The organism is Pseudideonella sakaiensis, from assembly GCF_048320135.1.
In the GTDB taxonomy this organism is placed as follows: Bacteria; Pseudomonadota; Gammaproteobacteria; order Burkholderiales; family Burkholderiaceae_C; genus Ideonella_A; species Ideonella_A sakaiensis_A.
On the sequence record NZ_CP182947.1, the window covers coordinates 3,653,313 to 3,679,550 of the forward strand.

Below are 26,238 nucleotides of genomic sequence, written 5' to 3' on the forward strand. Positions count from 1 at the left end.
ATGAAAGACCTGCGCTCAACTTGCACGCTGTCCCCGGTGGCTGCCGGGCGCCACTGAGATGGACCTGGTCGACCTGTCGCCCCTGCTGCGCCTGGTGCTGCTCGGCGCCGTGCTCGCGATCGGCCCACTGGCCTGGGTCTGGGTCCGGCACCGCGGCGCCGAGCCGTCGGCGCGGCTTTATTCATTGACCGCGCTGACGCTGTTCCTGACCTTCGACCTGGTGCTGTTCGGCGCGTTCACCCGGCTGACCGATTCGGGGCTGGGTTGCCCGGACTGGCCCGGCTGCTACGGCAGCGCGAGTCCGCTTGGCGCAAAAGCCCATATCGATGCGGCGCAGACCGCATTGCCGAGCGGGCCGGTGACGCATGGCAAGGCATGGATCGAGATGATCCACCGCTACCTGGCCAGCGCGGTCGGGCTGCTGATCGTCGTGATGACCGCCGCCAGCTGGCTCGCCGCACGGCGCCGTGCGCTGCCGATCTCGCCGTGGTGGCCGACCGCGACGCTGGTCTGGGTCTGCCTGCAGGGCGCATTCGGCGCGCTGACGGTGACGATGAAGCTGTATCCGGCGATCGTCACGCTGCACTTGCTCGGAGGCATCGGCCTGCTGATGCTGCTGGCAGTGCAGAGTCAGGGCTATCGGCCAAGGCCGTGGCCGCTTGCGCCTGCTCTGCGGCGAGGCATTGCCGCGCTGCTCGGCCTGACGATCGTGCAGGTGATGCTGGGCGGCTGGGTCAGCACCAACTATGCGGTGCTGGCGTGTCAGGATTTCCCGACCTGCCAGGGCCAGTGGTGGCCGGAGATGGATTTCGAGCACGGCTTTACCGTGGCGCGCGCGCTCGGCATCGGACATGACGGTGGTTATCTGCCGTTTGCTGCGCTGACCGCGATCCATGTGGTGCACCGGATCGGTGCGCTGGTGGTATTTTTGTCGCTGGCGGTGCTGGCCTGGCGGCTGTTTGCCGACGGCGGTGTCACCGCCCGCCGCTGGGCGCTGTTGCTGCTGGCGCTGGCCGGCTGGCAATTGGCGAGCGGCCTCGGCAATGTCGTGCTCGGCTGGCCGCTGGTTGCGGCGGTCGCCCATACCGGCGGGGCGGCGGCGCTGGCCACCGCGTTGACGATTGCCTGGATGCGCGCCCGGCAGGGCGACCCCGCCCGTGTCGGCCGGCAACCGGGCACGGCGTCACCGGCGGTCGCCGGGGCGGCCGCAACGATGCCGCTCGTAAAATGAACGGTTCCGCAGACCCCATGGCCGACTCTCTCAGCACCCCGATCCCGACCGCCCGCTGGTCGCGCCTGCGCCAGTACCATGCGCTGACGAAGCCGCGCGTCGTGCAGCTGATCGTCTTCTGCGCGGTGATCGGCATGCTGCTCGCCGAGCCGGGCCTGCCGCCATGGCAACCGGTGCTGGCGGCGACGATCGGCATCTGGCTGGTGGCCGCGGCGGCGGCCGCATTCAACTGCCTGGTCGAGCGCAGGATCGATGCCCGGATGGCGCGAACCGCCTGGCGCCCGACTGCCCGGGGCGAACTGACCGACGGCTGGACGCTCGGTTTTTCGATCGGCCTGTGTGCCGCCGGCAGCGTGATCCTCTACCTGTGGGTCAATCCGCTGACGATGTGGCTGACCTTCGCGACCTTCATCGGCTACGCGATGATCTATACGATCCTGCTGAAGCCGTCGACGCCGCAGAATATCGTGATCGGCGGCGCATCGGGAGCGATGCCACCGGTCCTCGGCTGGGCCGCGATGCGTGGCGAAGTCGGGCCGGAAGCGCTGATGCTGTGCCTGATCATCTTCCTCTGGACGCCGCCGCATTTCTGGGCGCTGGCGCTGTACCGCGTCGAGGACTACCGCCGCTCCGGTCTGCCGATGCTGCCGGTGACGCATGGGTCCGAATTTACCCGGCTGCAGGTCTTTCTCTATACGCTGGTGCTGTTTGCCGCAACGCTGTTGCCGTTTCTGACCGGCATGAGCGGGCCGATCTACCTTGCCGCGGCATTGACGCTCGGCGGCATGTTCTGCGCCTATGGCTGGCAGCTGTGGCGCAGCTATTCCGACCAGTTGGCGCGCCGCACCTTCAGGTTCTCGATTGCCCACCTGGCGCTGCTGTTTGCGGCGCTGCTGGTCGACCACTATCTGGATCCACTGCTTTGACCTCGATTTCCTCGCTTCGAACCGCCGGTGTCGCGCTGCTGCTGGCCGCCGGCATCGCGCTTTCCGGCTGTGACCGCCTCGGTCTCGGTGGCGGCAGCAGCACCGCATTCAAGGGCGTCGATATCACCGGCGCCGACTATGCAAAGACGCTCGAACTGCCCGATATCGACGGCAAGCCGCGCAGCCTCGATGAATTCAAGGGCAAGGTCGTCGTCGTCTTCTTCGGCTATACCCACTGCCCCGACGTCTGCCCGACGACGATGGCCGAGCTGGCCCAGGTCAAGCAGTCGCTCGGCGCCGACGGCGACAAGGTGCAGGGCATCTTCGTCAGCGTCGATCCGGAGCGCGATACACCGGAGATTCTGAAAGCCTACATGGCGAGTTTCGATCCCGGCTTCGTCGCGTTGCGCGGCACGCCGGAGCAGACTGCCGCGGTGGCAAAAAGCTTCAAGGTCTTTTTTGCGAAGGTGCCGGGCACGACCGACGGCGGCTATACGGTCGACCACACCGCCGGATCGTATGTCTTCGATCCGGCTGGCCGGCTGCGCCTGTTCGTCCGCTACGGCGGCGGCGCCGATGCCCTGGCCAGCGACCTGAAGGCGCTGCTGAAGGCCGGCTGAAAAAGACAAACCCCGCCAGGCTTGCGCCTGCGGGGTTGTTGTCAGCGTGCGACCGGTGCCTCAGGCCGCCGTCGCGAGCGCCTTGCGCATCTTCTTCATCGCCGCGACCTCGATCTGGCGAATCCGTTCGGCGCTGACGCCGTACTCGCTCGCCAGCTCGTGCAGCGTCATGCCGCCGCTGCTGTCGTCGTTGACCTTCAGCCAGCGCTCCTCGACGATGCGGCGGCTGCGATCGTCGAGCACGTCGAGTGCCATCGCGATGCCGTCGCTCGCCAGCCAGTCGCGGTGCTGCGCCTCGATCACCTCGGTCGGCTCATGGTGGCTGTCGGCCAGGTAGGCGATTGGTGCATACGACTCCTCACCATCGTCGGTCTGCGGCTCGAGCGCGACATCGCCACCCGACAGCCGGGTTTCCATCTCGAGCACGTCCTCGCGCTTGACGTTGAGCATGCTCGCGACGTTGTCGACTTCCGACTGCGTCAGCGTGCCGCGGTGCGTATCGGCATCGACGGCGTCGCTTTTCATGTTCTGCTTCATCGAGCGCAGGTTGAAGAACAGCTTGCGCTGCGCCTTTGTCGTCGCGACCTTGACCATCCGCCAGTTTTTCAGGATGTATTCGTGGATCTCGGCCTTGATCCAGTGCATCGCATAGCTGACCAGGCGCACACCCTGCTCGGGGTCGAAACGCTTGACCGCCTTCATCAGGCCGACATTGCCTTCCTGGATCAGGTCGCCGTGCGGCAGCCCATAACCCAGATACTGGCGCGAGATCGACACCACCAGCCGCAGGTGCGACAGCACCAGCTGCCCGGCGGCCTGCAGATCGCCGCTGGCGCGCAGACGCCTGGCCAAGCTCGTTTCCTGCTCGGCGGTGAGCATCGGAATGCGGTTGACCGCGCTGATATAGGCGTCGAGGTTGCCCAGCGAGGGAACCAGCGCCCAGGGGTCGCGCACGGTGAGCGCCGACCCGGATGCCGAAGTTGACAGGTTCATGGTAGTCATTGACAAGACGAACCTCCTTTCAGTTCCCCTGATTTTAGCACTCGCCGGATTTGAGTGCTAACAAGCGCCTGGGTTCCCTCAGTGGCGCCCGGCCGCCCGAAGCACTGAGACACCCCCTCTAGGGGTGAGCAACGCGGGCGTGGGGGTTTCAGTTCAGCGGCGCAGCACCGCCAGCCACTCGCGCTGTTCATCGGTCAGCGCCTCGTCGGGTGTCAGAACCGAATACTGCAGCGAAGTTCTGATCTCCTGCTCCTCGTCCGGCAGCGGCGTCGCAAGCAGCCGGCCGAGCAGTTCGCGGGCGCGGGCGACCGCCTCGACATACAGCGCAAAGATCGACGCCACCGTCACATGTTTGCTGGCATCCTCCATCCAGCAGTCGTAGTCGGTGACGATGCCGATCGTCGCGTAACAGATCTGTGCCTCGCGGGCCAGAAAAACCTCCGGCACATTGGTCATTCCGACCAGCTGGCAACCGGCCTGCCGCAGAAACAGGCTTTCGGCTCGGGTGCCCAGCCGCGGCCCTTCGACACAGGCATAGGTGACGTCGCGGTGCAGCTTGACGCCGCTGGCGGCCGCCTCGCGCGCAACCCAGTCGACCATCTGTCCGCTGACCGGCGTCGCGGTCGACACATGGGCGGCGACGCCGTTGCCGAAAAAGCTCATCTCCCGGCGGCCACGCGTCCAGTCCAGATACTGCCCCGGCATCGCGAAATCGCCCGGCGCAATCTCCTCGGCGAGGCTGCCGACTGCCGAAAAGCCGAGGATCTGCGTCGCACCGGCCCGTTTCAGCGCAAAGATGTTGGCGCGGTAGTTGACTTCGTGCGGCAGCAGCCGATGGCCGGCGCCGTGGCGGGCAAGAAACAGCAATTCGCGCTCGCCGAGCCGGCCGCGCATCACGATGCCCGACGGCGCACCGAACGGCGTCGTCGCACCGATTTCCTCGTCGATCTCCATGCCGGGCAGCTCATAGATGCCGGTTCCTCCGATCACGGCCAACATGTCGTCGTCCTCCTGTGTGTCCGGCGCCCGATCGGCCGGTATCAAGCCATTTTGCCTGCCGGCCGCAGGTGTTCTGCCGCCGCGGCGTTGCTCAGTCCGGCGGCAGCCCGGTCAGCCAGCCAGGCGGCAGCCGCTCGAGGTCGGCCGGCTCGTCGATATCGGTCAGCGGCGGCAGTTCGGCGTGGCGCAGGCCGAGCCGCTGCAGCCGCAGCCGAGTTTCGGCCATCACCGCCGAGGTGCTCCAGGTCATCGCGTCGAACAGTTGCGGCGCCGGCCGGCGCAGGCCGACCAGCGTATAGCCGCCATCGAGCGCCGGGCCGAATACCGCGTCGTGGCCGGCCAGCGCCGCCGCGGCCTGGCGCAGGTAGTGCCGATCCAGGCCCGGTGCATCGGTGCCGATCAGCAGCACCGGCGGAGCCTGCGCCGCGGTCGACCGGTCGGCATGGAAAGCGAAGGCACGTGCCATCCGCTCGCCGAGATCGCCTTCGCCCTGCGCGCGCAGCGTGATGCCGCCGCGCTGCGCCAGTTCGGCGAACGCCGGATGTTGTCCGTCGGGGGCAGCCCAGACCTCGACCGCACCGAGCTGTGCAGCCAGCGCCTCGGTGACCGCAAAACGAAGCAGTCGCGCGGCCAGTGCCGCTGCGCCTTCCGCGCCGAGGGCCGGTATCAGCCGGGTTTTTGCAAAGCCGGGCAGCGGCGCCTTCGCAAAAACCACGACGGTTGTCGGTGGCGGGCGCAGTGCATCGCTCATCGGTAGTCCTCGGCCAGCTGCTCGGCCGGCGTGCCGCGCCAGTAGCGCCAGCGCAGGCACCACATCAGCCAGATCGTTTTGCAGACGCCGCGGCTCTCCCAGCGGCGCCCGGAGGTCGTCACCTTGCTGCGCAGCCGCAGCGGTCGGCCAGCCGGCAGGCGGAGCAGCCGTTTCGACAGCTCGACATCTTCCATCAGCGGTTGATCCGGAAAACCGCCGGCTGCAGCGTAACTGCTGCGCCGCACGAACATCGCCTGGTCGCCGGTCGCGATGCCGGTCCAGGCTGAACGCAGGTTCATCAACGTCGAAATCACCGGAAACATCGCCGATCCGCCGTCGATCCGCACATCGAAACGGCCCCACTGCGCCGCCGGATGCTGCTGCAGCGCCTCGGCGACGGCCTGCAGACCACCGGGCGGCAGCCGGGTATCCGCGTGCAGGAACAGCAGCACGTCGCCGACCGCCTCGGCGGCGCCGGCATTCAGCTGATGACCGCGGCCGCGGTGCGTCGCCACCAGCCGGTCGACACGGCCATGACACAGCAGCGGCGTGCCGTCGCGGCTGCCGCCATCGACCACCACCAGTTCGATGCCACCCGGAAATGCGCGCGCCGCGGCCACCCGCTGCGCCTGCAGCGCATCGAGCGCCGGGCCGATCTGTTGCGCCTCGTCGAGCACCGGAACGATGATCGACAGCGACTCAGGAGGCCTAGACAAATCTGGAAACCGCGACATCGAGCACCTCGTCGACCACCCGCAGCACCTCGCCGACGCTGACCGGCTTGGTCAGGTAGCGCATTGCGCCCTCCGCGATCGCCTGGTCGATCTGCGCGCCCAGTGCGTCGGCCGAGACGACGATCACCGGAATCGCTGCGGTCGCCGGATCGGTCTTGATGTGGCGCAGCAGGTCGAGCCCGTCGATATCGGGCAGGTTCATGTCGAGCAGGATGACATCCGGCGGCTGGCGGCGCAGTTCGGCCACCGCATCGAGCCCGGTCATCGATACCGTCATCTCGACCTGCGGACGGCGCGACAGGATGCCGCGCATCACCTCGATGTTGGTTTCGTTGTCTTCGATGTAGTGGACGATGCGGCGGTGGTAGGCCGGTGCGTCGGCCGTCGGATCGAGCGGCAGGCGGGCGGTGTCCGCCGCACTGGCCAGCGGCAGCGTCAGGAAAAACGACGAGCCGGCGCCGGATGAGCTTTCTGCCCGCAGGTCGCCGCCCATCCATTCGGCAAGGCGCTTGCTGATCACCAGACCGATGCCGGTGCCTTCGACGCCGCTGCGTTCGCGGCCGAGCCGGTTGAACGGCTGGAACAGACCCTCCAGCTGCTCCGCCGTCATGCCGAGGCCGCTGTCGCGCACCACCAGTTCGGCGTGCGATTCGCCGTGACGGATCTCGATCTCGATCTTGCCGTAATCGGTGTTGTATTTGACGGCGTTCGACAACAGGTTGATCAGGATCTGCTTGACCCGCGTGATGTCGCTGACGACGGCGACCGAGGTCGGCTCGAATTGCCGCTTGATCACGATGCCGCGCTTCGCGGCGTCGCCTTCGATCAGCGCCACCGAGGCTTCGACCAGGGCCTCGAGATCGAGGTTTTCGAGCTGCAGGCGGATGTTGCCCGATTCGATGCGCGACAGATCGAGCACGTCGTTGATCATGTCGAGCAGGTGCCAGCCGGCATGCTGGATCTGCGTCACCCATGGCCGCTGCCCGGCCGCCAGCGGATAACGCTCATCGAGCTCGAGCAACTGGGCAAAACCGAGCATCGCATTCAGCGGTGTGCGCAGCTCATGGCTCATCCGCGACAGAAACTCGTTTTTTGCCTGATTGGCGGCCTCGGCCTGCTCGCGCGCGCGTTCGGCCTCGATCAGCCGCAGATGGTCGCTGATGTCCTCCATCACGCCGACCAGCCGGCGCGGCTGGCCCTCGGCATCGCGCAGCAGCGTCAGGCTGCTCTGTACCCAGACCGTTTCACCGTCCTTGCGCGTGATGCGGCAGTGGCCGCGGTGCATCGCGATCTCGCCATCGAGCAACTGCTTCATCGACTGCCGCTCGGCTTCGACATCTTCCGGGTGCAGCAGGTCGAACAGGTCGCTGCGCAGCAGTTCGTCGGCCGAAAAGCCGGACAGCTTGCAGAAATGCGGATTGAGATGCTGCAGCCGGCCTTCGAGATCGGTATAGACGACGCCGATCGGCACGTTGTTGAAGATGTTGCGGAAGCGCTGCTCGCTTTCGCGCATCGCCGCTTCGGCCCGTTCGCGTTCGCGGGCCTCCTCGCGCAATGCGGTGGTGCGCTCATCGACCGCAGCCTCGATGCGCCGCGCACGCCCGGTCATGCCGAGCAGCAGCGCGCCGATCAGTGCACTGAGAAAGATGCCCCTGCTGGAGACGATCCAGCTGTCGCTGATGCCTTGCTCGAACGGCTTCGCATTCGATGTGCCGACGCGCACGGTCCAGTTGCGGTCGGCAAACGGCAGCTGTCGGTCCCAGGCCAGCCGGTAGCGCTCGGATGCACAGCCGGACGGTCCGGCCAGACGCCTGGGTTCGGCGCCCGGGCGCTGGTCGACGAGGCAGACGACGAGGTCGGCCGGCAGGCTGGCAAACGCGCCTGCCAGCAGATCGTCGAGCCGCAGCGTCACGAAGACGACCCCCTTGAATGCGCGCCGCCGACCTGCCGCGCTGCCCGGTGCGCCGTCGAAGATCGCCCGATAGACGACGACCCCGCTCTGCCGCGCGCTGTCCTTGTCCTGCGACAGCCGGAAACCATCGGTCACCGCGGCGCGGTTCGACTGGATGCTGCGCTCGATCGCGTCGCGCGCCTGCGGAATCGACATCGCATTGGTGCCGAGTGCTGTCGCATTGCCGGCCAGCGGTTCGATATAGCGGATCGCGACGACATCATCGGCGGGCGCGCTCGGCACGATCCCGTCGTCGCGATGGCGCACGCGGTAATCGAGCAGACCCTCGTCGCGGGCCCGTGCTTCCAGTGCCTCGACGCCGGCGAGCATCGTATGTTCGCTCCAGCCGAGGGCCTGGATATGGCTTGGCGCCTGCACCCACGAGCTGGCGGCGCGCCGCCACTGGCCGAAGTTGATCGATTCGGAGGCCATGAATACGCTGTGCATCGCCTCCAGCGCCAGCAGCGGCCGCTGCAGCTGCAGATCGAGCAAGGCCGCCGCATTGGTCGCCTCGCGGTCGAAGCGCAGCTTGACGCGGGCGTCGTCGAGGCGTTTGAGCTGTACCGCGGCGATCGAGAAAACCAGCATCAAGGTCAGCAGCGTGACCGAGATCACCGCACGGCGCGCCGCCCATTCGCGGCGCGGCTCGGCAACGATGGTCAGCGCCACCGGCGCGAGGAACAACACGCCAAGCGTTTGCGCCGTCCACCATGTCAGCCAGGTTTCGCCCCAATGCGGCAGCGCGATCGACTGCGCAATGCCGAGCGACAGCACGGCAATCGTCGCGCCGATACCCGCCGCAACGACGCCGCCGAATGCGAAGAAGAGCGCGATGTCGCGGGCTTCGGTCAGCAGCAACGGCCGCGCGACATGCCGCTCGATCAGTCGCGCGCCGATCCAGGCCTGGCCAATCGTTGCGGCGGCCAGGCCGACCGCGGCCAGCGGTTCGGCATGTGGCGGATGCCCGGCCAGGTGCAGGCCGAGGTGCAGTCCGAGAGCGCCGATCGCGACCGCGGCGATGCCGCGCGAGCCGCGGCACAGCAGCAGCGCCAGTGCGACACCGGCTACCGGATCGAGCGGCGATGGGTAACCGATTGGCGAGGTCAGCCAGCAATAGACGGCACCGAGCGCGATGATCGCCAGTGCCGACAGCCCGACCTCGACCAGCGCCGCCGACCCGACCTGCTGCCGCCGAGCCACCAACCAGTCAGTGACGGCCTGCATCAGCTGTCGGGTGCGTGGAAAGCGTCAGACGTTGAACAGGAAGTTCAGCACATCACCGTCCTTGACGACATATTCCTTGCCTTCGGCGCGCATCTTGCCGGCCTCCTTGGCGCCTTGTTCACCACGGTTGGCGATGAAATCGTCGTAGGCAATGGTCTGCGCGCGGATGAAGCCGCGTTCAAAATCGGTGTGGATCACGCCGGCCGCCTGCGGTGCGGTATCGCCGACATGGATGGTCCAGGCGCGGACTTCCTTGACGCCGGCGGTGAAATAGGTCTGCAGGCCGAGCAGCTTGAAGGCGGCGCGGATCAGCCGGTTCAGGCCGGGCTCGTCCTGTCCCATCTCCTGCAGGAACATCAGCCGGTCTTCCTCGTCCATGTCGGCCAATTCGGCCTCGGTCTTCGCGCAGATCGCGACCACCGGCGCATTCTGTCGCCCCGCATACTCGCGCAACTGGTCGAGATAGGGGTTGTTCTCGAAGCCGCCTTCATCGACGTTGCCGACGAACATCGCCGGCTTCGCGGTGATCAGGCACATCGGCTTCAGCACGACGAGTTCTTCCTTGCTGAAGGTGATGCTGCGCACCGGCAATGCCTCGTTCAGCGCGGCCTGGCATTTCTGCAGCACATCGACCAGCCGTGCGGCTTCCTTGTCGTTGCCCGACTTCGCGGCCTTCAGCGAGCGTTGCAGTGTTTTCTCGACCGTTGCCAGGTCGGCCAGGCACAACTCGGTCTGGATCACTTCGATGTCGGAGATCGGATCGACCTTGCCGGCGACGTGGATCACGTTTTCATCGTCGAAGCAGCGCACGACATTGATGATCGCGTCGGTCTCGCGGATGTGAGCAAGAAACTGATTGCCGAGCCCTTCGCCCTTGCTTGCGCCGGCGACCAGGCCGGCGATGTCGACGAACTCGACGATCGCCGGTACGATGCGTTCAGGTTTGACGACATCGGCCAGCGCCTGCAGGCGAGGGTCGGGCAGTTCGACGATGCCGACATTCGGCTCGATCGTGCAGAAGGGATAGTTTTCGGCCGCGATGCCGGCCTTGGTCAGGGCATTGAACAGGGTGGACTTGCCGACATTGGGCAGACCCACGATGCCGCATTGGAGGCTCATGGAGGGCTTTCTCGTGGGGAGAGGTAAAGCCCGATTTTAGGCGGTAGGCTGTTGTCTGTTGCCGATGCCACAGGAGCGAAGCATGTCCGGTCTGATTCGACTATCGCCAATCGACAAGGATCTCGGGTCCGGTTTCAAGGTCAGGCGCCTGTTGCCCTCCGCGCAATGCCCGGCAGTCGGGCCGTTTGTCTTCTTCGACCATTTCGGCCCGGCGGTTGCGCAGCCGGAAGACGACTGGGACGTCCGGCCGCATCCGCACATCGGCCTGGCCACCGTGACCTATCTGTTCGAAGGAGCGATGGTCCATCGCGATTCGACCGCCGTCGTGCAGCGCATCGAACCCGGCGCGATCAATCTGATGATCGCCGGCAACGGCATCGTCCACTCCGAGCGCACACCCGACGATCTGCGCGCCCATCCGCGGCCGATTCATGGCCTGCAACTGTGGCTCGCATTGCCGCAGGCGCATGAGGATGACGAGCCGTCGTTCCAGCATGTCTCGGCAGAGCAGATTCCGAAGGTTCAGGTCGGTGGCGCCAGCGTTCGCGTGCTGATCGGCGATGCCTTCGGCGTCGTCTCGCCGGTGCACACGCTGTCGCAGACGCTGTACCTCGACATCGAACTGGCCGCCGGTGTCTCGATGGTGATGGCCGCGCAGGAACGCGAACGCGCGCTGTACAGCGTCGACAACGGCTTTTCGGTCGACGGCATCGAGGTCGCACCGATGACGCTGGTCGTGCTCGAGCCCGGCAGTTCGCCGGGGCTGCGCGCGCCGTCGGGCGCCCGGCTGGTGATGATCGGCGGCACGCCGCTTGGCCATCGGCACATGTGGTGGAACTTCGTCAGCACCCGCAGCGAGCGCATCCGTCGCGCGCAGGACGACTGGGCCGCGCAACGCATCGGCCAGGTGCCCGGGGAAACCGAATTCATTCCGTTGCCGGAGCGTTGACTGTCGGTATCGGCCGGGTGGCCGCTGGCGCCAACTGGCGTGCGACCCGGTGCCTACAATCGTCCGGATGACGAAATCGTGTGATGTCGAGGTGCGCGGTGCGGGCGTCGTCGGCTGCTGCCTGGCGCTGTCGCTGGCACGCCTCGGCCTGTCGGTGCGCCTGCGTGGCGCAGCGCCGTCCGATCATCCGCCAGGCGACGATGTGCGTGCGTTTGCGCTGAATGCGGCATCGGTTGCGTTGCTGCGCGGCCTGAAGGTCTGGGATGGTCTGCCGGCCGATGCCGCCACCGCGGTGCGCGAGATGGCGATCCATGGCGACGACGCCGACGCCTTGCTCGAGTTTTCCGCCTGGCAACAGCGCATCGGCGAACTGGCGTGGATCGTCGATGCCGCCGCGCTCGAATCGGCGCTTGCGAATGCGGTTCGTTTTGCGCCGCACATCGAGCGCATCGACGGCAAAGCCGAGCCATCGCATGACGCGCCGCCCCGGCTGACTGCGCTGTGCGAAGGCCAGTCGTCGGCGTCGCGCGACGAACTCGGCATCACGCTCGACCGCAGGCCCTACGGTCACCGCGCGATTGCCGCGCGCCTGCAGGGCGAGCAGCCGCACCAGGGCAGGGCACGGCAATGGTTCAGGGCGCCCGACGTGCTGGCGCTGTTGCCCTTCGATCGACCAATGCCCGGCTCGTCGTGGGCGCTGGTCTGGTCGATGCCGGATGCACAGGCCGACGAATTGCTTGCGCTCGACGATCGGGTTTTTTCAGCCCGGCTGTCGGATGCGGTCGGCGAGCCGCTGCAGCTGGCGTCGCCTCGTGCGAGCTGGCCGCTGGCGCGGGCGCGCGCCGAGGCCTGGTGTGGCCCCGGTTGGGTGCTGCTCGGCGATGCCGCGCATGTCGTCCATCCGCTGGCCGGGCAGGGCCTGAACCTCGGCCTGGCCGATGTGGCGACACTGAGCCGCGTGATCGCGACGCGCGAACCGTGGCGCGGCATCGGCGAGCCGCGGCTGCTGCGCCGCTTCGAACGCGAGCGCGCGGCACCGACCTGGGCGATGACGCAAGTGACGGACGGGCTGCTGCATCTGTTCGCCCATCCGGACCCGCTGGTCCGGATGCTCCGCAACCGCGGCCTCGGCCTCGTCAACCGCGCCGGCAGTGTCAAGCGCTGGCTGGCCGGGCAGGCGCTCGATTCCTGATCGCGGCTGCGCGGCAAATAACCCGCCACCGGGTCGGTCGATCGCAACGCGCGACAATCCGCTGATTGGTGCAGGTACCGATGCCTGCCCGCTGTCGAGAAAGGTTCTGATGATGTTGTCGTCTCTTCGCCGTCTGCCGCTGCTGGCACTGACGCTTGGCGTCGTGTTTTTCCAACCGGTGTCTGCCCAGGAGGCGGTGATCAAGAAGACATTCGCCGAGCGCTTCCCTGACTTTCCGAAGATCGACGAGGTCAGCAAGACGCCGATCCCGGGTCTTTACGAAGTGCGCGTCGGCAACAACATCTTCTATTCCGACGAGCAGGGCAACTACCTGATCGAAGGTGTGCTGGTCGATACCAAGACCCGCACCAATCTGACCGAGGCGCGGCTCGACAAGCTCAACGCAATCGACCTCGCGACGCTGCCGGTGAAAGACGCGATCGTCTACAAGCAGGGCAACGGCAGCCGCAAGCTGGTGGTGTTTGCCGATCCGAATTGCGGTTATTGCAAGAAGTTCGAGCGCGACCTGCTGCAGGCGAAGGACGTGACGATCCACACCTACCTGTATCCGATCCTCGGCCCCGATTCGATCGAGAAGAGCCGCAACATCTGGTGCGCGAAGGACAGCGCGAAGGCCTGGCGTGCCTGGATGACCGAAAACACCGCACCGGCCAAGGTCGGCGGTGACTGCGATGCATCGGTGCTGCAGCGCAATACCGAAATCGGACGCAAGCACCGCATCAATGGCACGCCGGCGCTGTTTTTCGAGGATGGCAAACGCGTCCCTGGCGTGATGCCGCTGGACGCACTCGAGCGCCAACTGACCGCAAGCAGCCGCAAGGGCTGAACCGGCCGGGTGGCGGCGGTCGTCACGGTGCCGTCGCAAAAGATCCCTAAACTGCAACCATGACCCTGGATGCAGCAGCCGTACCGAATCTGCCCGCCGCCGTCGCGGCGCCGGCGCGGTTGCAGCCCCGGCTGCTGAGCCGCGAGCGTTCGATCCTCGAATTCAACCGTCGGGTGCTGGCGCAGGCGCGGCGCGACGATGTGCCGGTGCTCGAGCGGCTGCGGTATGTCTGCATCGTCTCATCCAACCTCGACGAATTTTTCGAGGTTCGATTTGCCGACTATCTGGAAGCGGCCCGGCGGCCCGGCGCCGCGGTGTCGGCCGAGGAACTGGCGCTGATCGCGGCCGATGCCCATGCGCTGATCGATGCGCAGTATTCGGTCTTCAACGACGAGGTGATGCCGCTGCTGCGGCGCTGCAATGTCGTGATCCTGAACCATGCCGACCGCAGCGCCAGGCAGCGGGCCTGGGTTGCGCAGTTCTTCACCCGCCAGGTCCGGCCGCTGCTGGTGCCGATCGGCCTCGATCCGGCGCATCCCTTTCCGCAGGTCGCGAACAAGTCGCTGAACTTCATCGCCCGGCTCGGCGGCAAGGATGCCTTCGGCCGCGCCAATTCGATTGCGATCGTCAAGGTGCCACGGGTGCTGCCGCGGGTGATCCGCCTGCCCGATGAACTGGCCGGTGGTCGGCAGGCCTTCGTGCTGCTGACCAGCGTGATCCGTGCCCACCTCGGCGAGTTGTTCACCGGCCGCGAGGTCGAGGCGTTTTCGCAGTTCCGCGTCACCCGTGATTCAGACCTCGAGGTCGACGAGGCCGATGTGCGCAACCTGCGCCATGCCTTGCGCTCCGGGCTGACCAGCCGCCATTTCGGCCGGGCGATCCGGATGGAAGTCGTCCGGACCTGTCCGACCGAGCTGTCGCAATTCCTGCTGCAGCAATTCGGCCTGCCGGAATCGGCGCTGTACCGGGTCAACGGGCCGGTCAACCTCGGCCGCCTGAACCAGCTGATCGATCAGGTCGACGATGACGTTGAAGTGCCCGGCTCCGTACCGGGTCGGCGGCTTCGATTTCCGGCCTTCGAGCCGGCCTGGCCCACCAACACCTTGCCGCCCGATGAGTCGATCTTCGCCTGCCTGCGCGAACGCGACATCCTGCTGCACCAGCCGTTCGAGTCCTTCGAGCCGGTGGTGCGCTTTCTTCGCGAGGCGGTCTACGACCCCGATGTGCTGGCGATCAAGCAGACGATCTACCGTACCGGCAGCGAATCGCCGTTGATGGACCTGCTGATCGAGGCGGCGCATCGCGGCAAGGAGGTGATCGTCGTTGTCGAACTGAAGGCCCGGTTCGACGAGGAGGCCAATATCAACTGGGCCGAACGGCTGGAAGCGGTCGGTGCGCAGGTCGTCTACGGCATCGTCGGCCTGAAGACGCATGCCAAGCTGCTGCTGGTGACGCGCCGCGAGGCCGCGCCGGGCGGCCGCAGGTTGCGCCGCTATGGACATTTCTCGACCGGCAACTACAACCCGAAAACGGCGCGGCTGTACACCGACGTCGGCATGCTGACCGCAGACAGCGACCTGACCGCAGACTCCGACGCTGTTTTCCAGCAACTGGCGAGCCTCGGCAAGACGCGACCGCTGCGCGCCTTGCTGCAGGCGCCGTTCAGCCTGCACCGGCGACTGCTGCAGCACATCGTGCAGGTCGAGCAGGCGGCCCGTGCCGGCAAATGGGCGCGCATCGTCGTCAAGGTCAATGCGCTGACCGACGTCGCACTGATCGAGGCGCTGGTCAATGCAGGCCAGGCCGGCGCGTCGATCGACCTGATCGTGCGCGGCGCCTGCCTGCTGCCGCCAGGGGCGCCGGGGGTGACCGACAACATCCGAGTGCGTTCGGTCGTCGGCCGCTTTCTCGAGCACACGCGCGTGATCTATTTCGGCTGGGGTGATGCCGACGACGAGCAACTGGTTTATCTGTCGAGCGCCGACTGGATGAGCCGCAACATGTTTCGCCGCATCGAAGTGGCGTGGCCGGTGCGCGATCCGCAATTGCGCCAGCGCGTCATCGACGAATGCCTGGTTCCCTATCTGCACGACAAGCTCGATGCCTGGGACCTGCAGCCGAACGGCGACTATCAACGTGTCGAACCGAGCGGGCCCGGCGCCCAGCAGGCGCTGATGCTGCGCTACTGATGCGGCGGCGATGGACCTGATCCTGTGGCGCCATGCCGAGGCCGAACCGCAGCGCGATGGGCTGACCGATCTGCAACGCGCGCTGACGAGCAAGGGTGAGCGCCAGGCACAACGCATGGCCGAATGGCTGGACCGCCGGCTGGCCGACACCACCCGGATCCTGGTCAGCCCGGCAGTGCGCACGGAGCAGACCGTCGAGCCGCTCGGCCGGCCATACAAGTTGGCCACCGTATTGCAGCCGGGTGCCGATCCTGCCGAGCTGTTGCGGGCAGTGCACTGGCCGACATCGGCCGAGCCGGTGCTGGTCGTCGGGCATCAGCCGACGCTCGGACTGGTCGCGAGCCTGCTGCTGTGCGGCCAGGAGCAGCCCTGGGCGGTCAAGAAGGGCGCAGTGTGGTGGTTGCGCAGCCGCCAGCGCGATGGCGTCGCACAGGTCACGCTGCATGCGGTCCAGCCGGTCGATCTGCTGTAGCCGACGCGGTTTGCGACCGGCAGGGTCTGGATGCGGGACAATGCTCGTGATGCAGCGCCAGACAGCCGAAACAGCCTGATGAGCAGCCCGCCCAGCGACGACGACCGCGACGACGAAACCGTGCTGCGCCCGATCGGCGCGCCGCCCCCGTCGCCGGCCGGCGAGCCGGCACCGCCGCCAGCAGCCGCGCGCGCGCGTCCGCTCGATACGACCGGCGGCGATCCGCATACGCCGACCTTGAGCGCCGGCTCGCTGGCCTCCGGTGTCGAAGGGGTCGGCAATGCCTTGCCGATCGGCAGCTACCTCGGCGAGTTCGAGCTGACGCAGGTGGTCGGCGAGGGCGGCTTCGGCATCGTCTACCTCGCGCTCGACCACTCGCTGCAGCGCCGCGTGGCGCTGAAGGAATATATGCCGTCGTCGCTGGCCGAGCGGACCAGCGGCATGCAGGTCAGCAGCCTGTCGCCGGAGGACGAGGAGACCTTTCGCAAGGGGCTCGACAGCTTCATCAACGAGGCCCGGCTGCTGGCGCAGTTCGACCATCCGGCGCTGGTCAAGGTGCACCGCTTCTGGGAGGCCAACGGCACTGCCTACATGGTGATGCCGTTCTACGAAGGGCCGACGCTGAAGCAGTCACTTCGCGAGATGGAAGGCCCGCCCGACGAGGCCTGGCTGATGCGGCTGCTCGACCCGCTGACGCAGGCGCTCGCGGTGCTGCATGGCAACCAGTGTTACCACCGCGACATCGCGCCCGACAACATCCTGCTGCTGTCCGGCAGCGGGCGGCCGCTGCTGCTCGATTTCGGCGCGGCGCGTCGCGTCATCGGCGACGCCAACCAGGCGCTGACGGTGATCCTGAAACCGGGTTATGCGCCGCTCGAGCAATATGCCGAAGTCCCCGGCATGCAGCAGGGCCCGTGGACCGACGTCTATGCACTGGCGGCGGTGCTGTATTTCGCGATCACCGGCAACAAGCCGCCGGCAGCGGTCGGCCGCCTGCTTAACGACCAGTACAAGCCGCTGCAGCAGGTCGCCGTCGGACGCTACAGCGCGGGTTTTCTCGCGGCGATCGACCGTGCGCTGGCCGTCAAGCCGGCCGACCGCACGCCCGACATCGATGCCTTCCGCACCGACCTCGGCCTCGCGCCGGTGGCCCGCGGCGCCGGCGGCGCGGTGCTCGGCGGTGGCGCGGCGCCGGCCGCCGATCACGGTGGCAGCCCGCCGGCCGGCGGCCGCAGCGGATCGCCGACAACCGGCAGCGGCCAGCCGGCGGCGTCTGCTTCGGGGGGCAGCCGCCGGGCGATCGGCATCGGCCTGGCGGTGGCCGGTCTCGCGGTGGCCGGTGGCGCCGGCTGGTGGTTCAGCCGACCGGCTCCGGCGCCTGCGCCCGTCGGACCCGCCGAGCCGCCGCCGGTCGCGGCAACGCCGGCCGCGCCGCCGAGTCCGGCACCGGCTCCTGCTGTTGCACCGGCGGAGCCGGTCGCGGTGGCGCCGGTGCCGCCAGCTGCGCCTGCGCCGGTCGCCGCACCGCCGCAGCCGTTCAGCGTGGTCGGCGAATTTCAGCGCATCGTCAACAACCAGACGCCCGGATTTGGCGTCGAGGCGCGGATGACCAAGCCGACGGTGAAGATCCTGAACGACGTGATCTCGTTGACGATCACGTCGCGGCGCGACGGCTATTTTTATGTTCTGGTCCACGCGCCGGACGGTGCGCTGATCCTGTTCCTGCCGAGCCAGCCGCTGCCGACGAACCGGATCCGTGCCGGCGAATCGATCACCTTGCCGCGCACCGACCCGAGGACCGGCCTGCAATCGGTCGGGCTGACGCTGACCGAGCCGCCGGGGCGCGGCCAGATCCTGGTGATCGTGTCCGAAAACCCGCGCGAGTTCAGCATGCTCGGCAACAAGCGGATCGTCGAATGGACGCAGTTTCCGACCGGCGCGGCGGCCGAGGAAGTTGCGAAGTGGCAGACCGGCGGCGGCTCGATCTATACCGGCAAGGTCGTCTGCCCGGCCGGCGGCAACTGCTCCGAGGCCTATGGCGCGGAATTGATCGAATTCAACGTCGTACGCTGACAGCGCGGCGGCCGGCCGCGCCGCCGCTGTCAGCGGTCGATCCGGTGGAAGATCGATGCCGGCTGGCCGCTGTCGAAGCGGGCCCGCAGTTCACTCAGCCGGGCCGGCGACATGCCGATGCGGTCGGCGCCAAAGACGCGTGTATCCGGCGTGTGCATCAGAAAGGCCTGTGCCTCGTTGACCATCAGCTCCTCGTTGCGCGGGTCGTAGCCCTGTTCGTTGAGGAAGCGGCGCAGCTGGCGGCGCTCGTCGTCCATCAGGCCCTGCCAAAAGGCCCAGCAGAAATCGCGATAGGCCGGGTTGGTAAAAAACTCGCCGTGGCTCAGTTCGTGGCGCAGGATGGTTTCGCGCCGCCTGGCGTCGACGCTTTCGTCGATCGCCGTCGACGGGTTGTCGGCCTGGGTTGCCGTGAAGCTGACGACCGCCTGGCGGTCGGGGTTGGCAACCAGCCGATCGCTCTGCTCGATCAGCAGGCCTGCCGCCAGCAGCACATTGCCCAGCCGCAGTTCGGCCGGATTGAGCCGGATCTGCTGGTTGACCGCCAGCGTGAAGAAGGCGGCCACCGCGTCAGCGGTGTAGTCGTGGCCGAAAAAAAAGGTTTCGGGGCTGGCGCCTGATTCACTGATGAAGCGGGCCAGCCCCTCGTCGCTCAGCACTCGGTCGCGTGGCGCCTTGTCCTTCTCGATCAATGCGGCAAGCCGGTTGAAGGCCTGGCCCTGCGACGTCAGATCGGGAAATTCGATCACCAGGATGCGCGGATTTTCTGCCAGCCGCATCACCCGCCAGTCGGCCGAACGGCCGCTCAGCATCGCGCGATACGCGACAGTTTCGGCTGCTGAGGCGGCCGGCGGCTGCGATTGCAGGCCGGTGGCAGGCGCCGGACCCGGCGGCGCAGGCGGCGCTCCGGCTGGTTGGCTGAACGACAGCCAGATCCAGGTCAGCGCCGCCAGCAGGACCGCGACAACGGCAACGATGGCCCAGACTGCCCCCGCGCGGACCAGGACCGGGATCGGCGGCTTCGCGGGGCGCTTCGGTTCGGTCATCCGGATCGGCGCCGATCAGGCTCGGCCGTCGCGATGCCGTCGCGCGTAAGCGTCAGCCCTTCACGGTAACGATGGTGACGCGGCGGTTCTCCGGTGCGTCGATGCGGTTGCGGTTCATCAGTTCGGACGAACCCTTGCCGACCGGATCGAGGCGCTCGGGCAGGATCGCATGCTTGTTCACCAGGTATCTGGCGACCGACTCCGCGCGCTGCTGCGACAGCAGCAGGTTCTGCGCCGCATCGCCACGCGGATCGGCGTGACCTTCGACCTTGAAGGTGAAGCCGGCCAGCGTGTCGGACTGCAGCGCGCGCGCCAGCACATCCAGCGTTGCCATCGTTTCCGAACTCAACTCGGATGAATTGGTTTCGAAGGTGATCAGCAGGCTGGCCTTGCCCGGGCCGGGCTTCGGCGCCGGCGTTCCGGGTGACGATGGGCGGGCTGCGGCGAAGCCGCGGGTCTTCGCGCCGGCCGGCCCTTGCGGGCCTTCGACCGCCAGCGCATCGATCAACGCCGATTCGGTGACCTGCGAACCTTTCAGAATGACATCCTGTGCATGGGCATGCAGGGGCACAAGGGCAGCGACCAGGCCGCCCAGCAAAGCAATCAACAAACGGTTCATGACGACCTCTTCCAGATAGAAGACAGAACAAAATTGTGAACCCCGATGCCGCTGCGCGCCACGAAGGCGCACCCGGCGACGCGGGAAAGGCGGGAAAAACGCCGCTTGGTCACGGAATACGGCAGCACGTCGCTCATTGCCGTGAGTCGAGCTGGCGTTGCTCGAACAGGTAGTCGCCACCAGGCTGGTGGCCGGCAGCCGATGCCGAACCGTACAACGGCCGCTGCGGCAGCTCGCGGGCGACCGCGAAGCGCACACGCTCGAACACATTGCCGCCGGCCTGCCAGGCCGCAACCTGCTCGAGGTTGCGCATCAGGTTGTAGGCAAACGGCGAATGACCATTCTTGCCTTCGTCGAAAACCGGCTCATTGCCGCCCGATGACATCACGACAACGGTCTTTTTCGCCAGCACCTGCTGTGGATCGACCTGGCCGGGGCGGGCCCGGATCCGTTCGTCGACCAGCGATCCCGAATAGCAGCTGTCGGAGATCAGCGCCACCTGATCGGCATTGATGCGGCCGATCAGCCGCGAGATGTCGGCGTTCGACATCCAGGTTTCGGGGCGCGTCGCGACGCTGTCGGAGAGCTGCCAGTAGCCGATGCCGGTGGCCTCGATCAATTCGCCATGGCCGGCGTAGTAGACGACGACCGAATCGGTCGGATCGAGTTCGACCGCGAGCCGGTTCAGCGTGCGAACGACATCCACTTTGCCGGCGTTCTCGAGCACGACGGTTTCATAACCAAGCTGATTCTCGAGCAGCTGGCCGATCGCGCGCGCATCACCCACCGCATTCTCGAGCTGCGGGATGCGCCGGTCCGAGTAGCGGTTGACGCCGATCACGACCGCGATCTTGCGCTGGATCTGCGGCAGCGCGGCGCTGCGCACACGCCGCGTGAACAGCGGCCGCGGCGGCTCGATTGCCGGTGCCAGGCCAACCGCCTCGCGCGGCTGCGCGGCCGGAATCTCGACCGCTGGTGCTGCCGGTGCAGCCGGCGCGGGCGCCGGCGCTGACGGCACCGCTGGCGATGGCGTCGGCGTTGCCGGCGGTGGTGCAGCGGTGATCCGCAACGCATCGCGTCGGGCTCGCAGCTGGCGCTTCAGGTCCTCGGTGATCAGGCAGGTGCCGTTGTCGACTTCCTGGATCGTCGTGCAGGCCGGCACGTCGGCCAGCGCCGGGTTGCGCTCGAGTGCGCGGATCGCTTCGGCGAACAAGGCTTTCTTGTACTGGTCGCGCGCGGCCAGCAGGCTGGTCAGCGCATCCTGCGACATCTGCTCGACCGGTATCGCGCGGAACAAGGCGCCGCGGCCGAGGAATTCGCCGCGCAGTGTCTGGATCACATCGTGGACCCTGCCTTCGGCTGGGCTGGAGAATACCGGCGGCGGCGCGACCGCTGCCAGCGAACGGCTCAGCGCAACCTTGCTGCCGGACTCGTCGGCCTGAATGTCGCGGCGAGCGACGCCGGTCACCGACAACGCGGTGGCATTCGACGCCGCCTGCGTGAAGCCGTAGTTCTGCGCCGCCAGCCCGCCGCCGTTGATCGGATATCGCCCGACCGGTGAGGCCTGCGTGGCCGGTGTCGTGAAGACCAGCGTGCCGGTCGTTGCATTGCCCTGGTTGTCGCCGCCGACAAAGCCGTCGACGCGGCCGCTCAGCGGCGGCAGCGGCGCATCGATCAGCTTGCTGGCCGGATCCGCGACATAGGTCAGCGTCGCCGGCGTGATCGATGCCGTCGTGCTGCCGGTAGGCGGCAGATAATTGGCCGCCAGGCCGCCGCTGCCGCCGTTGGCGAGCACGACGACGACGCTGACCGGCTTGTTGTTGCCGACATTGCGGTTGTCGAAATTGCCGCTCGTCGTCGTGTTCAGCGTCTCGCTGCCGACCAGGTTGCTGAGGTTGATCAACGTGACGGCGGCGGTTGTCGTGCCGTCGTAAACCTTGTCCGCGGCGCTGAAGCTGCCGCCGAGTTGGCGCCGGTTGATGTCGGCGGTGGTCGTCGCGGTATTCGATGCCAGCCGGTAGTTCGAAGCGCTGCCGCTGCCGTCGGCGATGGCCAGGCCGTCGACCGTGACCGGCTTGCCGGTGCCGGCATCCTTGGTATCGAAACGCGCGCCGGTATTGCTCAGCACCAGCGTCTGCGCGCCGACCAGGCCGACCAGCGCGCCGCTGTTGCTCAGCGTTGCCGCGACGCTGCCGTCATAGGTCTTGTTGTTGGCGCTGATGCCGGCGACGGTCAGCGGTTTCGGCACGATCGTGCCGGGGCCGCTGGCCGCTGTCGGCAGCACATAGTTGTTCAGATCGGTCGTGCCGACCGGCACGAAGCTGGCGCCGGTCAATACGACGGTGACGGTGCGGTTGCCGGCATTCGGACTGTCATAGCGGCCATTGGTCTGCACGACCGAGGCGTTGTCGCTGCCGATGAAGCCGCTCAATGCGTAGTTGCCCGGCGACAAGGTCGCCGCGTCGCTGCCATCGTAGGTCTTGGTCGGGTTGCCGACGATGCTGGCCAGCACCGCATTCAGCGCGGTCGGGTTGACGACCAGCACACCGTTGACATAACGGATGTCGTAATTGCGCGCATCGAAGGTTCCGCCGCGCGCATTGCTCGGAATGATCGGATAAGGCCCGCCAGCCACCGATGCGGTGCTGGCGGCGCCGGCGCTCGTCAGGTCGACGCGGCCGACGGTTTCGCCGGCCTGCAATGCCGAAGTCGTGAATTCGGTTCCGTTGAAGACCAGCGTCGTGCCGAAGGTCTTGCTGGCATTGTTGGCGGTCACCGTCAACGGCGCCGGCGTGATGTCGGCGCGCGGCGTGCCCACCGGTGGTGCGATGTAGTTGCCGGCGAGGCCACCACCGCTGCCGTTGGCGAGCACGATGACGGCCGCAACCGGCTTCGCATTGCCGACATCCTTGGTGTCGAAATTGCCGCTGGTCGTGATCGTCAGTGTTTCTCCACCGACCAGGTTCGTCAGCCCGGTGAGCGTGACGGTGGCCGTGTTGTTGCCGTCGTAGACCTTGTTGGCGGCACTGACGGTGCCGCCAAGCTGGCGCCGGGTGATGTCGGCGGTCGTCGTCGCGACATTCGGATTCAGCTCGTAGTTGCTGGCAATGCCACCGCCGCCGCCATCGGCCAGCGATGCAGCGACATTGACGATCTTGTTGCTGCCGACGTCCTTGTTGTCGAAGTTGCCGGTCGCATTGGTCGTCAGCGTCTCGGCGCCGACCAGGCCGTTCAGGCCGGCAACGGTGACGATGGCGATCGTATTGCCGTCGTAGACCTTGTTCTGCGCGGCCACGCCGGCCAGCGTCACCGCCTTGCGCAGGATGTCGCCGAGCAACTGGCTGTTCAGCGTATAGCCGATCACCGGCTTGCCGGTGGTGTCGCGGAAAGTCACCGCGCCCGGTGCAATCGTGATCGGCTTTGCATTGCCAGCGTTCTTGTTGTCGAAGTCGCCGGTTGCGCCGGCAGCGACGGTCGGCGCATCGAGGTTGCGCTGGCCGTTGAAGACGAGGCCGCCGGGCAGCGCGATCGTCGTCGTGCCGTCGTAGGTTTTCTGGGCATTCGGGCCGGTGACGGTGACGACCGGCGCCTCGAAATACATCAGCCCGTTGCCGGTCGCCGGCGTCAGCGGATTCGGCGTGCCGAAGCGGGCGTTGTATTGCCTGAAGTCGTGGACCAGGCCGCCGGGCATCAGCGCCGTCGTGTTCTGGCCGAAGATCAGCCAGCGGCCGTTCGGTGCGATCAGCGCACAGCAGCCGGCATTTTCGTTGACGAAGCGGACCGTATTCGGCCCACTCTTGCCGGCAATGATGATCGCGTCGCCGGTCGCATCGGAGCGGACGCTGGTCCCGGGCCGGATCGTCACATCGTCGGCGAACAGCGTGAACGGGCCACCAATGTGGACCGACGCGTCGATCACCGCGGGCGAGTTCGCGGTGAAGCTGGCGGCCCCACCGGTGGCGTCGCCGACCATCAGGCCGTCGCTCAGATTCAACGACGCAGTTTCGCCGCCGGCATGGCGGCCAACCAGCGTCATCGACGCACCGTTGGAGGCCGTCAGGCTGCCGCCGTATTGCCCGGCTATGTCGATGCCGTGGGTCTTCGATGCGGACGTGCCGTTGATGACGAGGGATGCGCTCGGGTCAACGCTCGCTGGCGCCACACGGAGGGCGGTATTTACTGCCCTGACACCGATGCCGCTGCTGTTGCCGACGATGTCGAGTGAGTGGGTCGCCGTGGTGCTGCCACCGCCGCTGAAAAGAACGCCCCAGGCGGAGCCGCCACTGCCGCCCGGGTCGGCGTTGCCACGGATGCCCAGGTCGCGCCCTGTCAGCGTGGCGACGTTGAGGAAAACTCCGATCGGGCCGATTGCGCCGGTGCCTGTCGAAGTGCCGATCAGATTGATGTTGCCGGCGCCGCTGTCGATCGTCGAAGACGAGATCTGGATGCCGTAGTTTTCAAAAACACTTGTCGACGTGAATCCTGTCCCACCCGCAACCAGGTTGCCACCGTTGGTCCGGATCGTTGAAGCATTGACATGCACGACCCCGACGCCACTGCGGGCTGCATTCAGGTTGACCGACAGGCCGCGGCCGGTGCTGGTGATCGAACTGCCGGCGTCGATCAGGATATGCCGAGCAGCATTCAGGCTGAAGCTGACCGGAATGTTCGGCGCCACATTGATGTCCGCATTGCGCAGCGTGATGTCGCCGGGCTCCGAACCGCTGGTGCCGGTTGAAACGATCACGCTGTTGCCGTTGTTCAGCGCAGCGCGGATGTCTGCCGAATTGATCCTGGCGCCATTGTCGGAGGCGGTGAAGGTCACCGGATCGGGCGGTGGTGGCGGAGGCGGTGGCGGCGTGGTCGTGACGCCTGTCGTCGCGGCATCGGTGATCAGGATATTGAACGGGTCGAGCAGCCAGGTGCCGGCCAGGCCGGCGATCGCCGATGCGTCGATGCGGGCCGGTCGCACGTCGATCCAGCCGCCGGAGGTCTCGATGAAGCCGCCGTTGCCGCCGGAGCTGCCGCCACGCGCGCTGAAACTGCCATAGGCGCGCGTCGCCTGGTCGCTCCACAGGATGATGTGGCCACCGTGGCCGCGCTGCGTCGCATCGGCGCTGATCGTCGCGCCGCTGCCGACGTAGACCGCCTCGCCATTGCGTACCGTCGGATCCTTGCCTTCACGGCCGCCGCCGACCAGCACCTGGCCGCCGCCGGCGCTGCCGGAGGCGTCGACCCGCGCGGCGTCGACGACGCCGACCTGGCGGCCGAGCAGGCGCACGTCGCCGCCGCTGCCTTCGCTGCCGGTCGCCGCGACGTCGCCGCCGATCATCGCCGTGCCGGCCGCGCCGGCGTCGATCTGCAAGCGCCCGCCGCTGCCACCGGACGCGCTGGTGACGCTGCCGGCGGCCAGGTTGGCCTGTTCGCTGGCGCGGATCACGACTTCGCCGGCCGCATTGGTCGCGAAGCCGTCGGCACGGACGATGCCGCGCTGGTTGACGACTGCGCCATGGACATCGATCCGCCCGCCGGCGGCCGCCAGGGTGCCGAGGTTCAGGGCCTCGCCATCGGGTGCGGTGACGCGCAGCTGCAGATTCGGCGAGCCGGTATCGACGAGATCGATGCTGCGGCCTGCCGCCAGCATCACCTGGCCGTCCGGCGCTTCGATCAGGCCCTCGTTGCGGACGCTGCCGCCGAGCAGCACGATGCGCCCGCCGAGGCTGCTGCGCAGTTCGCCCTGGTTGACGATGCTCGCCGTTGGATCACCATGGGCCGACCAAAAATTGAAGCGGCCGTTCAGCCAGTCGACGTCGTTCAGCCGCAGTGTCGAGGTCACCAGGCCGCCGACGTCGACCCGTGCGTTCTGCCCGAACAGCACCCCATGCGGATTGAGCAGCCAGACCCGGCCATTGCTCGACAGGCTGCCGAGGATCGCCGACGGGTCGTTGCCGACGACGCGGTTCAGCACCTGGCTTGTGCTGTCCGGTTGCGCGAAATGAACGCCGTGCTTGTTGCCGATCGAGAAGCTCTGCCAGTTCAGGATGCTGTTGGCCGAGTTGGTGACCGTCATCTGCTGGCCGTTGACCGCCGCCTGCGCCTGGCCATGGGCCACGCTCATCCCGCTTGGCAGACCGGCCTGGGCCTGCGCTGGCGAGACCGCGAGGCCAGGCAGCGACAGCAGCGAGGCGCCGGCCAGCGCGATCACCAGCGGCCGCAGCGCATACCGCCTGCGCAAACTGCCGCTGCTTGTCATCGACTGGCGGGTGTTGCGGTGGCGGTCTTGGGCGTTCATGACAT

The 26,238-nt window shown here is 67.2% G+C and carries 19 protein-coding genes; 9 read left to right on the forward strand and 10 right to left on the reverse strand.

Annotated elements, in window-relative coordinates:
* The first annotated feature begins 58 nt into the window (after window positions 1–58).
* The 3 genes from ACNH6H_RS16745 to ACNH6H_RS16755 are packed head-to-tail and all read left to right on the forward strand — an operon-like array spanning window position 59 to window position 2,777.
* Window positions 59–1,231: a COX15/CtaA family protein gene (locus ACNH6H_RS16745; RefSeq protein WP_418319258.1), complete on the forward strand. Its 1,173-nt coding sequence runs from the start codon at window positions 59–61 to the stop codon at window positions 1,229–1,231.
* 17 nt (window positions 1,232–1,248) lie between these two features.
* Window positions 1,249–2,157 carry a heme o synthase gene (gene cyoE, locus ACNH6H_RS16750; protein ID WP_418319259.1) on the forward strand — a complete coding sequence of 303 codons (909 nt, stop codon included), beginning with the start codon at window positions 1,249–1,251 and terminating at the stop codon, window positions 2,155–2,157.
* Window positions 2,154–2,777 (forward strand): SCO family protein, encoded by a 624-nt coding sequence (locus ACNH6H_RS16755; protein ID WP_418319261.1) that lies wholly within the window; start codon window positions 2,154–2,156, stop codon window positions 2,775–2,777. Before cyoE ends, ACNH6H_RS16755 begins: the two co-directional genes overlap by 4 nt.
* A gap of 60 nt (window positions 2,778–2,837) precedes the next feature.
* Here ACNH6H_RS16755 and rpoH read toward each other — a convergent pair whose 3' ends face one another.
* The 6 genes from rpoH to ychF all read right to left on the reverse strand — a co-directional run bounded on the left by rpoH (window position 2,838) and on the right by ychF (window position 10,557).
* Window positions 2,838–3,779: an RNA polymerase sigma factor RpoH gene (gene rpoH / locus ACNH6H_RS16760; RefSeq protein WP_418321374.1), complete on the reverse strand. Its 942-nt coding sequence runs from the start codon at window positions 3,777–3,779 to the stop codon at window positions 2,838–2,840.
* A 153-nt stretch (window positions 3,780–3,932) separates the two neighbouring features.
* Entirely contained in the window at window positions 3,933–4,778 is an 846-nt protein-coding gene (locus tag ACNH6H_RS16765; RefSeq protein WP_418319262.1) for an MTAP family purine nucleoside phosphorylase, read from the reverse strand.
* 91 nt (window positions 4,779–4,869) lie between these two features.
* On the reverse strand, window positions 4,870–5,529 hold the full coding sequence (locus tag ACNH6H_RS16770; RefSeq protein ID WP_418319263.1) for a TIGR04282 family arsenosugar biosynthesis glycosyltransferase: 660 nt from the start codon (window positions 5,527–5,529) through the stop codon (window positions 4,870–4,872).
* The gene (locus ACNH6H_RS16775; protein ID WP_418319264.1) at window positions 5,526–6,245 is read right to left on the reverse strand and encodes a TIGR04283 family arsenosugar biosynthesis glycosyltransferase; all 720 of its coding nucleotides are present in this window, start codon (window positions 6,243–6,245) and stop codon (window positions 5,526–5,528) included. The genes ACNH6H_RS16770 and ACNH6H_RS16775 overlap by 4 nt, the downstream gene beginning before the upstream one ends.
* Window positions 6,238–9,438, reverse strand: coding sequence for a CHASE domain-containing protein (locus ACNH6H_RS16780; RefSeq protein WP_418319265.1), 3,201 nt, complete (start codon window positions 9,436–9,438; stop codon window positions 6,238–6,240). Before ACNH6H_RS16780 ends, ACNH6H_RS16775 begins: the two co-directional genes overlap by 8 nt.
* 24 nt (window positions 9,439–9,462) lie before the next feature.
* The gene (ychF, locus tag ACNH6H_RS16785) at window positions 9,463–10,557 is read right to left on the reverse strand and encodes a redox-regulated ATPase YchF (RefSeq protein ID WP_418319267.1); all 1,095 of its coding nucleotides are present in this window, start codon (window positions 10,555–10,557) and stop codon (window positions 9,463–9,465) included.
* An 82-nt stretch (window positions 10,558–10,639) separates the two neighbouring features.
* Between ychF and ACNH6H_RS16790 the strand changes: the two genes are divergently transcribed.
* The 6 genes from ACNH6H_RS16790 to ACNH6H_RS16815 all read left to right on the forward strand — a co-directional run bounded on the left by ACNH6H_RS16790 (window position 10,640) and on the right by ACNH6H_RS16815 (window position 18,279).
* Window positions 10,640–11,506, forward strand: coding sequence for a pirin family protein (locus ACNH6H_RS16790; protein ID WP_418319269.1), 867 nt, complete (start codon window positions 10,640–10,642; stop codon window positions 11,504–11,506).
* A gap of 67 nt (window positions 11,507–11,573) precedes the next feature.
* On the forward strand, window positions 11,574–12,698 hold the full coding sequence (locus ACNH6H_RS16795; protein WP_418319270.1) for an FAD-dependent monooxygenase: 1,125 nt from the start codon (window positions 11,574–11,576) through the stop codon (window positions 12,696–12,698).
* 112 nt (window positions 12,699–12,810) lie between these two features.
* Entirely contained in the window at window positions 12,811–13,545 is a 735-nt protein-coding gene (locus ACNH6H_RS16800) for a DsbC family protein (protein ID WP_418319271.1), read from the forward strand.
* A gap of 59 nt (window positions 13,546–13,604) precedes the next feature.
* Window positions 13,605–15,734: a polyphosphate kinase 1 gene (ppk1, locus tag ACNH6H_RS16805; protein ID WP_418319273.1), complete on the forward strand. Its 2,130-nt coding sequence runs from the start codon at window positions 13,605–13,607 to the stop codon at window positions 15,732–15,734.
* Window positions 15,735–15,744: 10 nt separating this feature from the next.
* The gene (locus ACNH6H_RS16810) at window positions 15,745–16,206 is read left to right on the forward strand and encodes a SixA phosphatase family protein (protein ID WP_418319275.1); all 462 of its coding nucleotides are present in this window, start codon (window positions 15,745–15,747) and stop codon (window positions 16,204–16,206) included.
* Window positions 16,207–16,284: 78 nt separating this feature from the next.
* Window positions 16,285–18,279 (forward strand): protein kinase domain-containing protein, encoded by a 1,995-nt coding sequence (locus ACNH6H_RS16815; protein WP_418319276.1) that lies wholly within the window; start codon window positions 16,285–16,287, stop codon window positions 18,277–18,279.
* 29 nt (window positions 18,280–18,308) lie between these two features.
* On the opposite strand, the gene ACNH6H_RS16820 is transcribed toward ACNH6H_RS16815, so the two are convergent.
* The 4 genes from ACNH6H_RS16820 to ACNH6H_RS16835 are packed head-to-tail and all read right to left on the reverse strand — an operon-like array spanning window position 18,309 to window position 26,233.
* Window positions 18,309–19,322, reverse strand: coding sequence for a hypothetical protein (locus tag ACNH6H_RS16820; RefSeq protein ID WP_418319277.1), 1,014 nt, complete (start codon window positions 19,320–19,322; stop codon window positions 18,309–18,311).
* Window positions 19,323–19,374: 52 nt separating this feature from the next.
* The gene (locus ACNH6H_RS16825; RefSeq protein ID WP_418319278.1) at window positions 19,375–19,941 is read right to left on the reverse strand and encodes an OmpA family protein; all 567 of its coding nucleotides are present in this window, start codon (window positions 19,939–19,941) and stop codon (window positions 19,375–19,377) included.
* The gene (locus tag ACNH6H_RS16830; protein WP_418319280.1) at window positions 19,938–20,078 is read right to left on the reverse strand and encodes a hypothetical protein; all 141 of its coding nucleotides are present in this window, start codon (window positions 20,076–20,078) and stop codon (window positions 19,938–19,940) included. The genes ACNH6H_RS16825 and ACNH6H_RS16830 overlap by 4 nt, the downstream gene beginning before the upstream one ends.
* Window positions 20,075–26,233 (reverse strand): YDG domain-containing protein, encoded by a 6,159-nt coding sequence (locus tag ACNH6H_RS16835; RefSeq protein ID WP_418319282.1) that lies wholly within the window; start codon window positions 26,231–26,233, stop codon window positions 20,075–20,077. Before ACNH6H_RS16835 ends, ACNH6H_RS16830 begins: the two co-directional genes overlap by 4 nt.
* Between the last annotated feature and the right edge of the window lie 5 nt (window positions 26,234–26,238).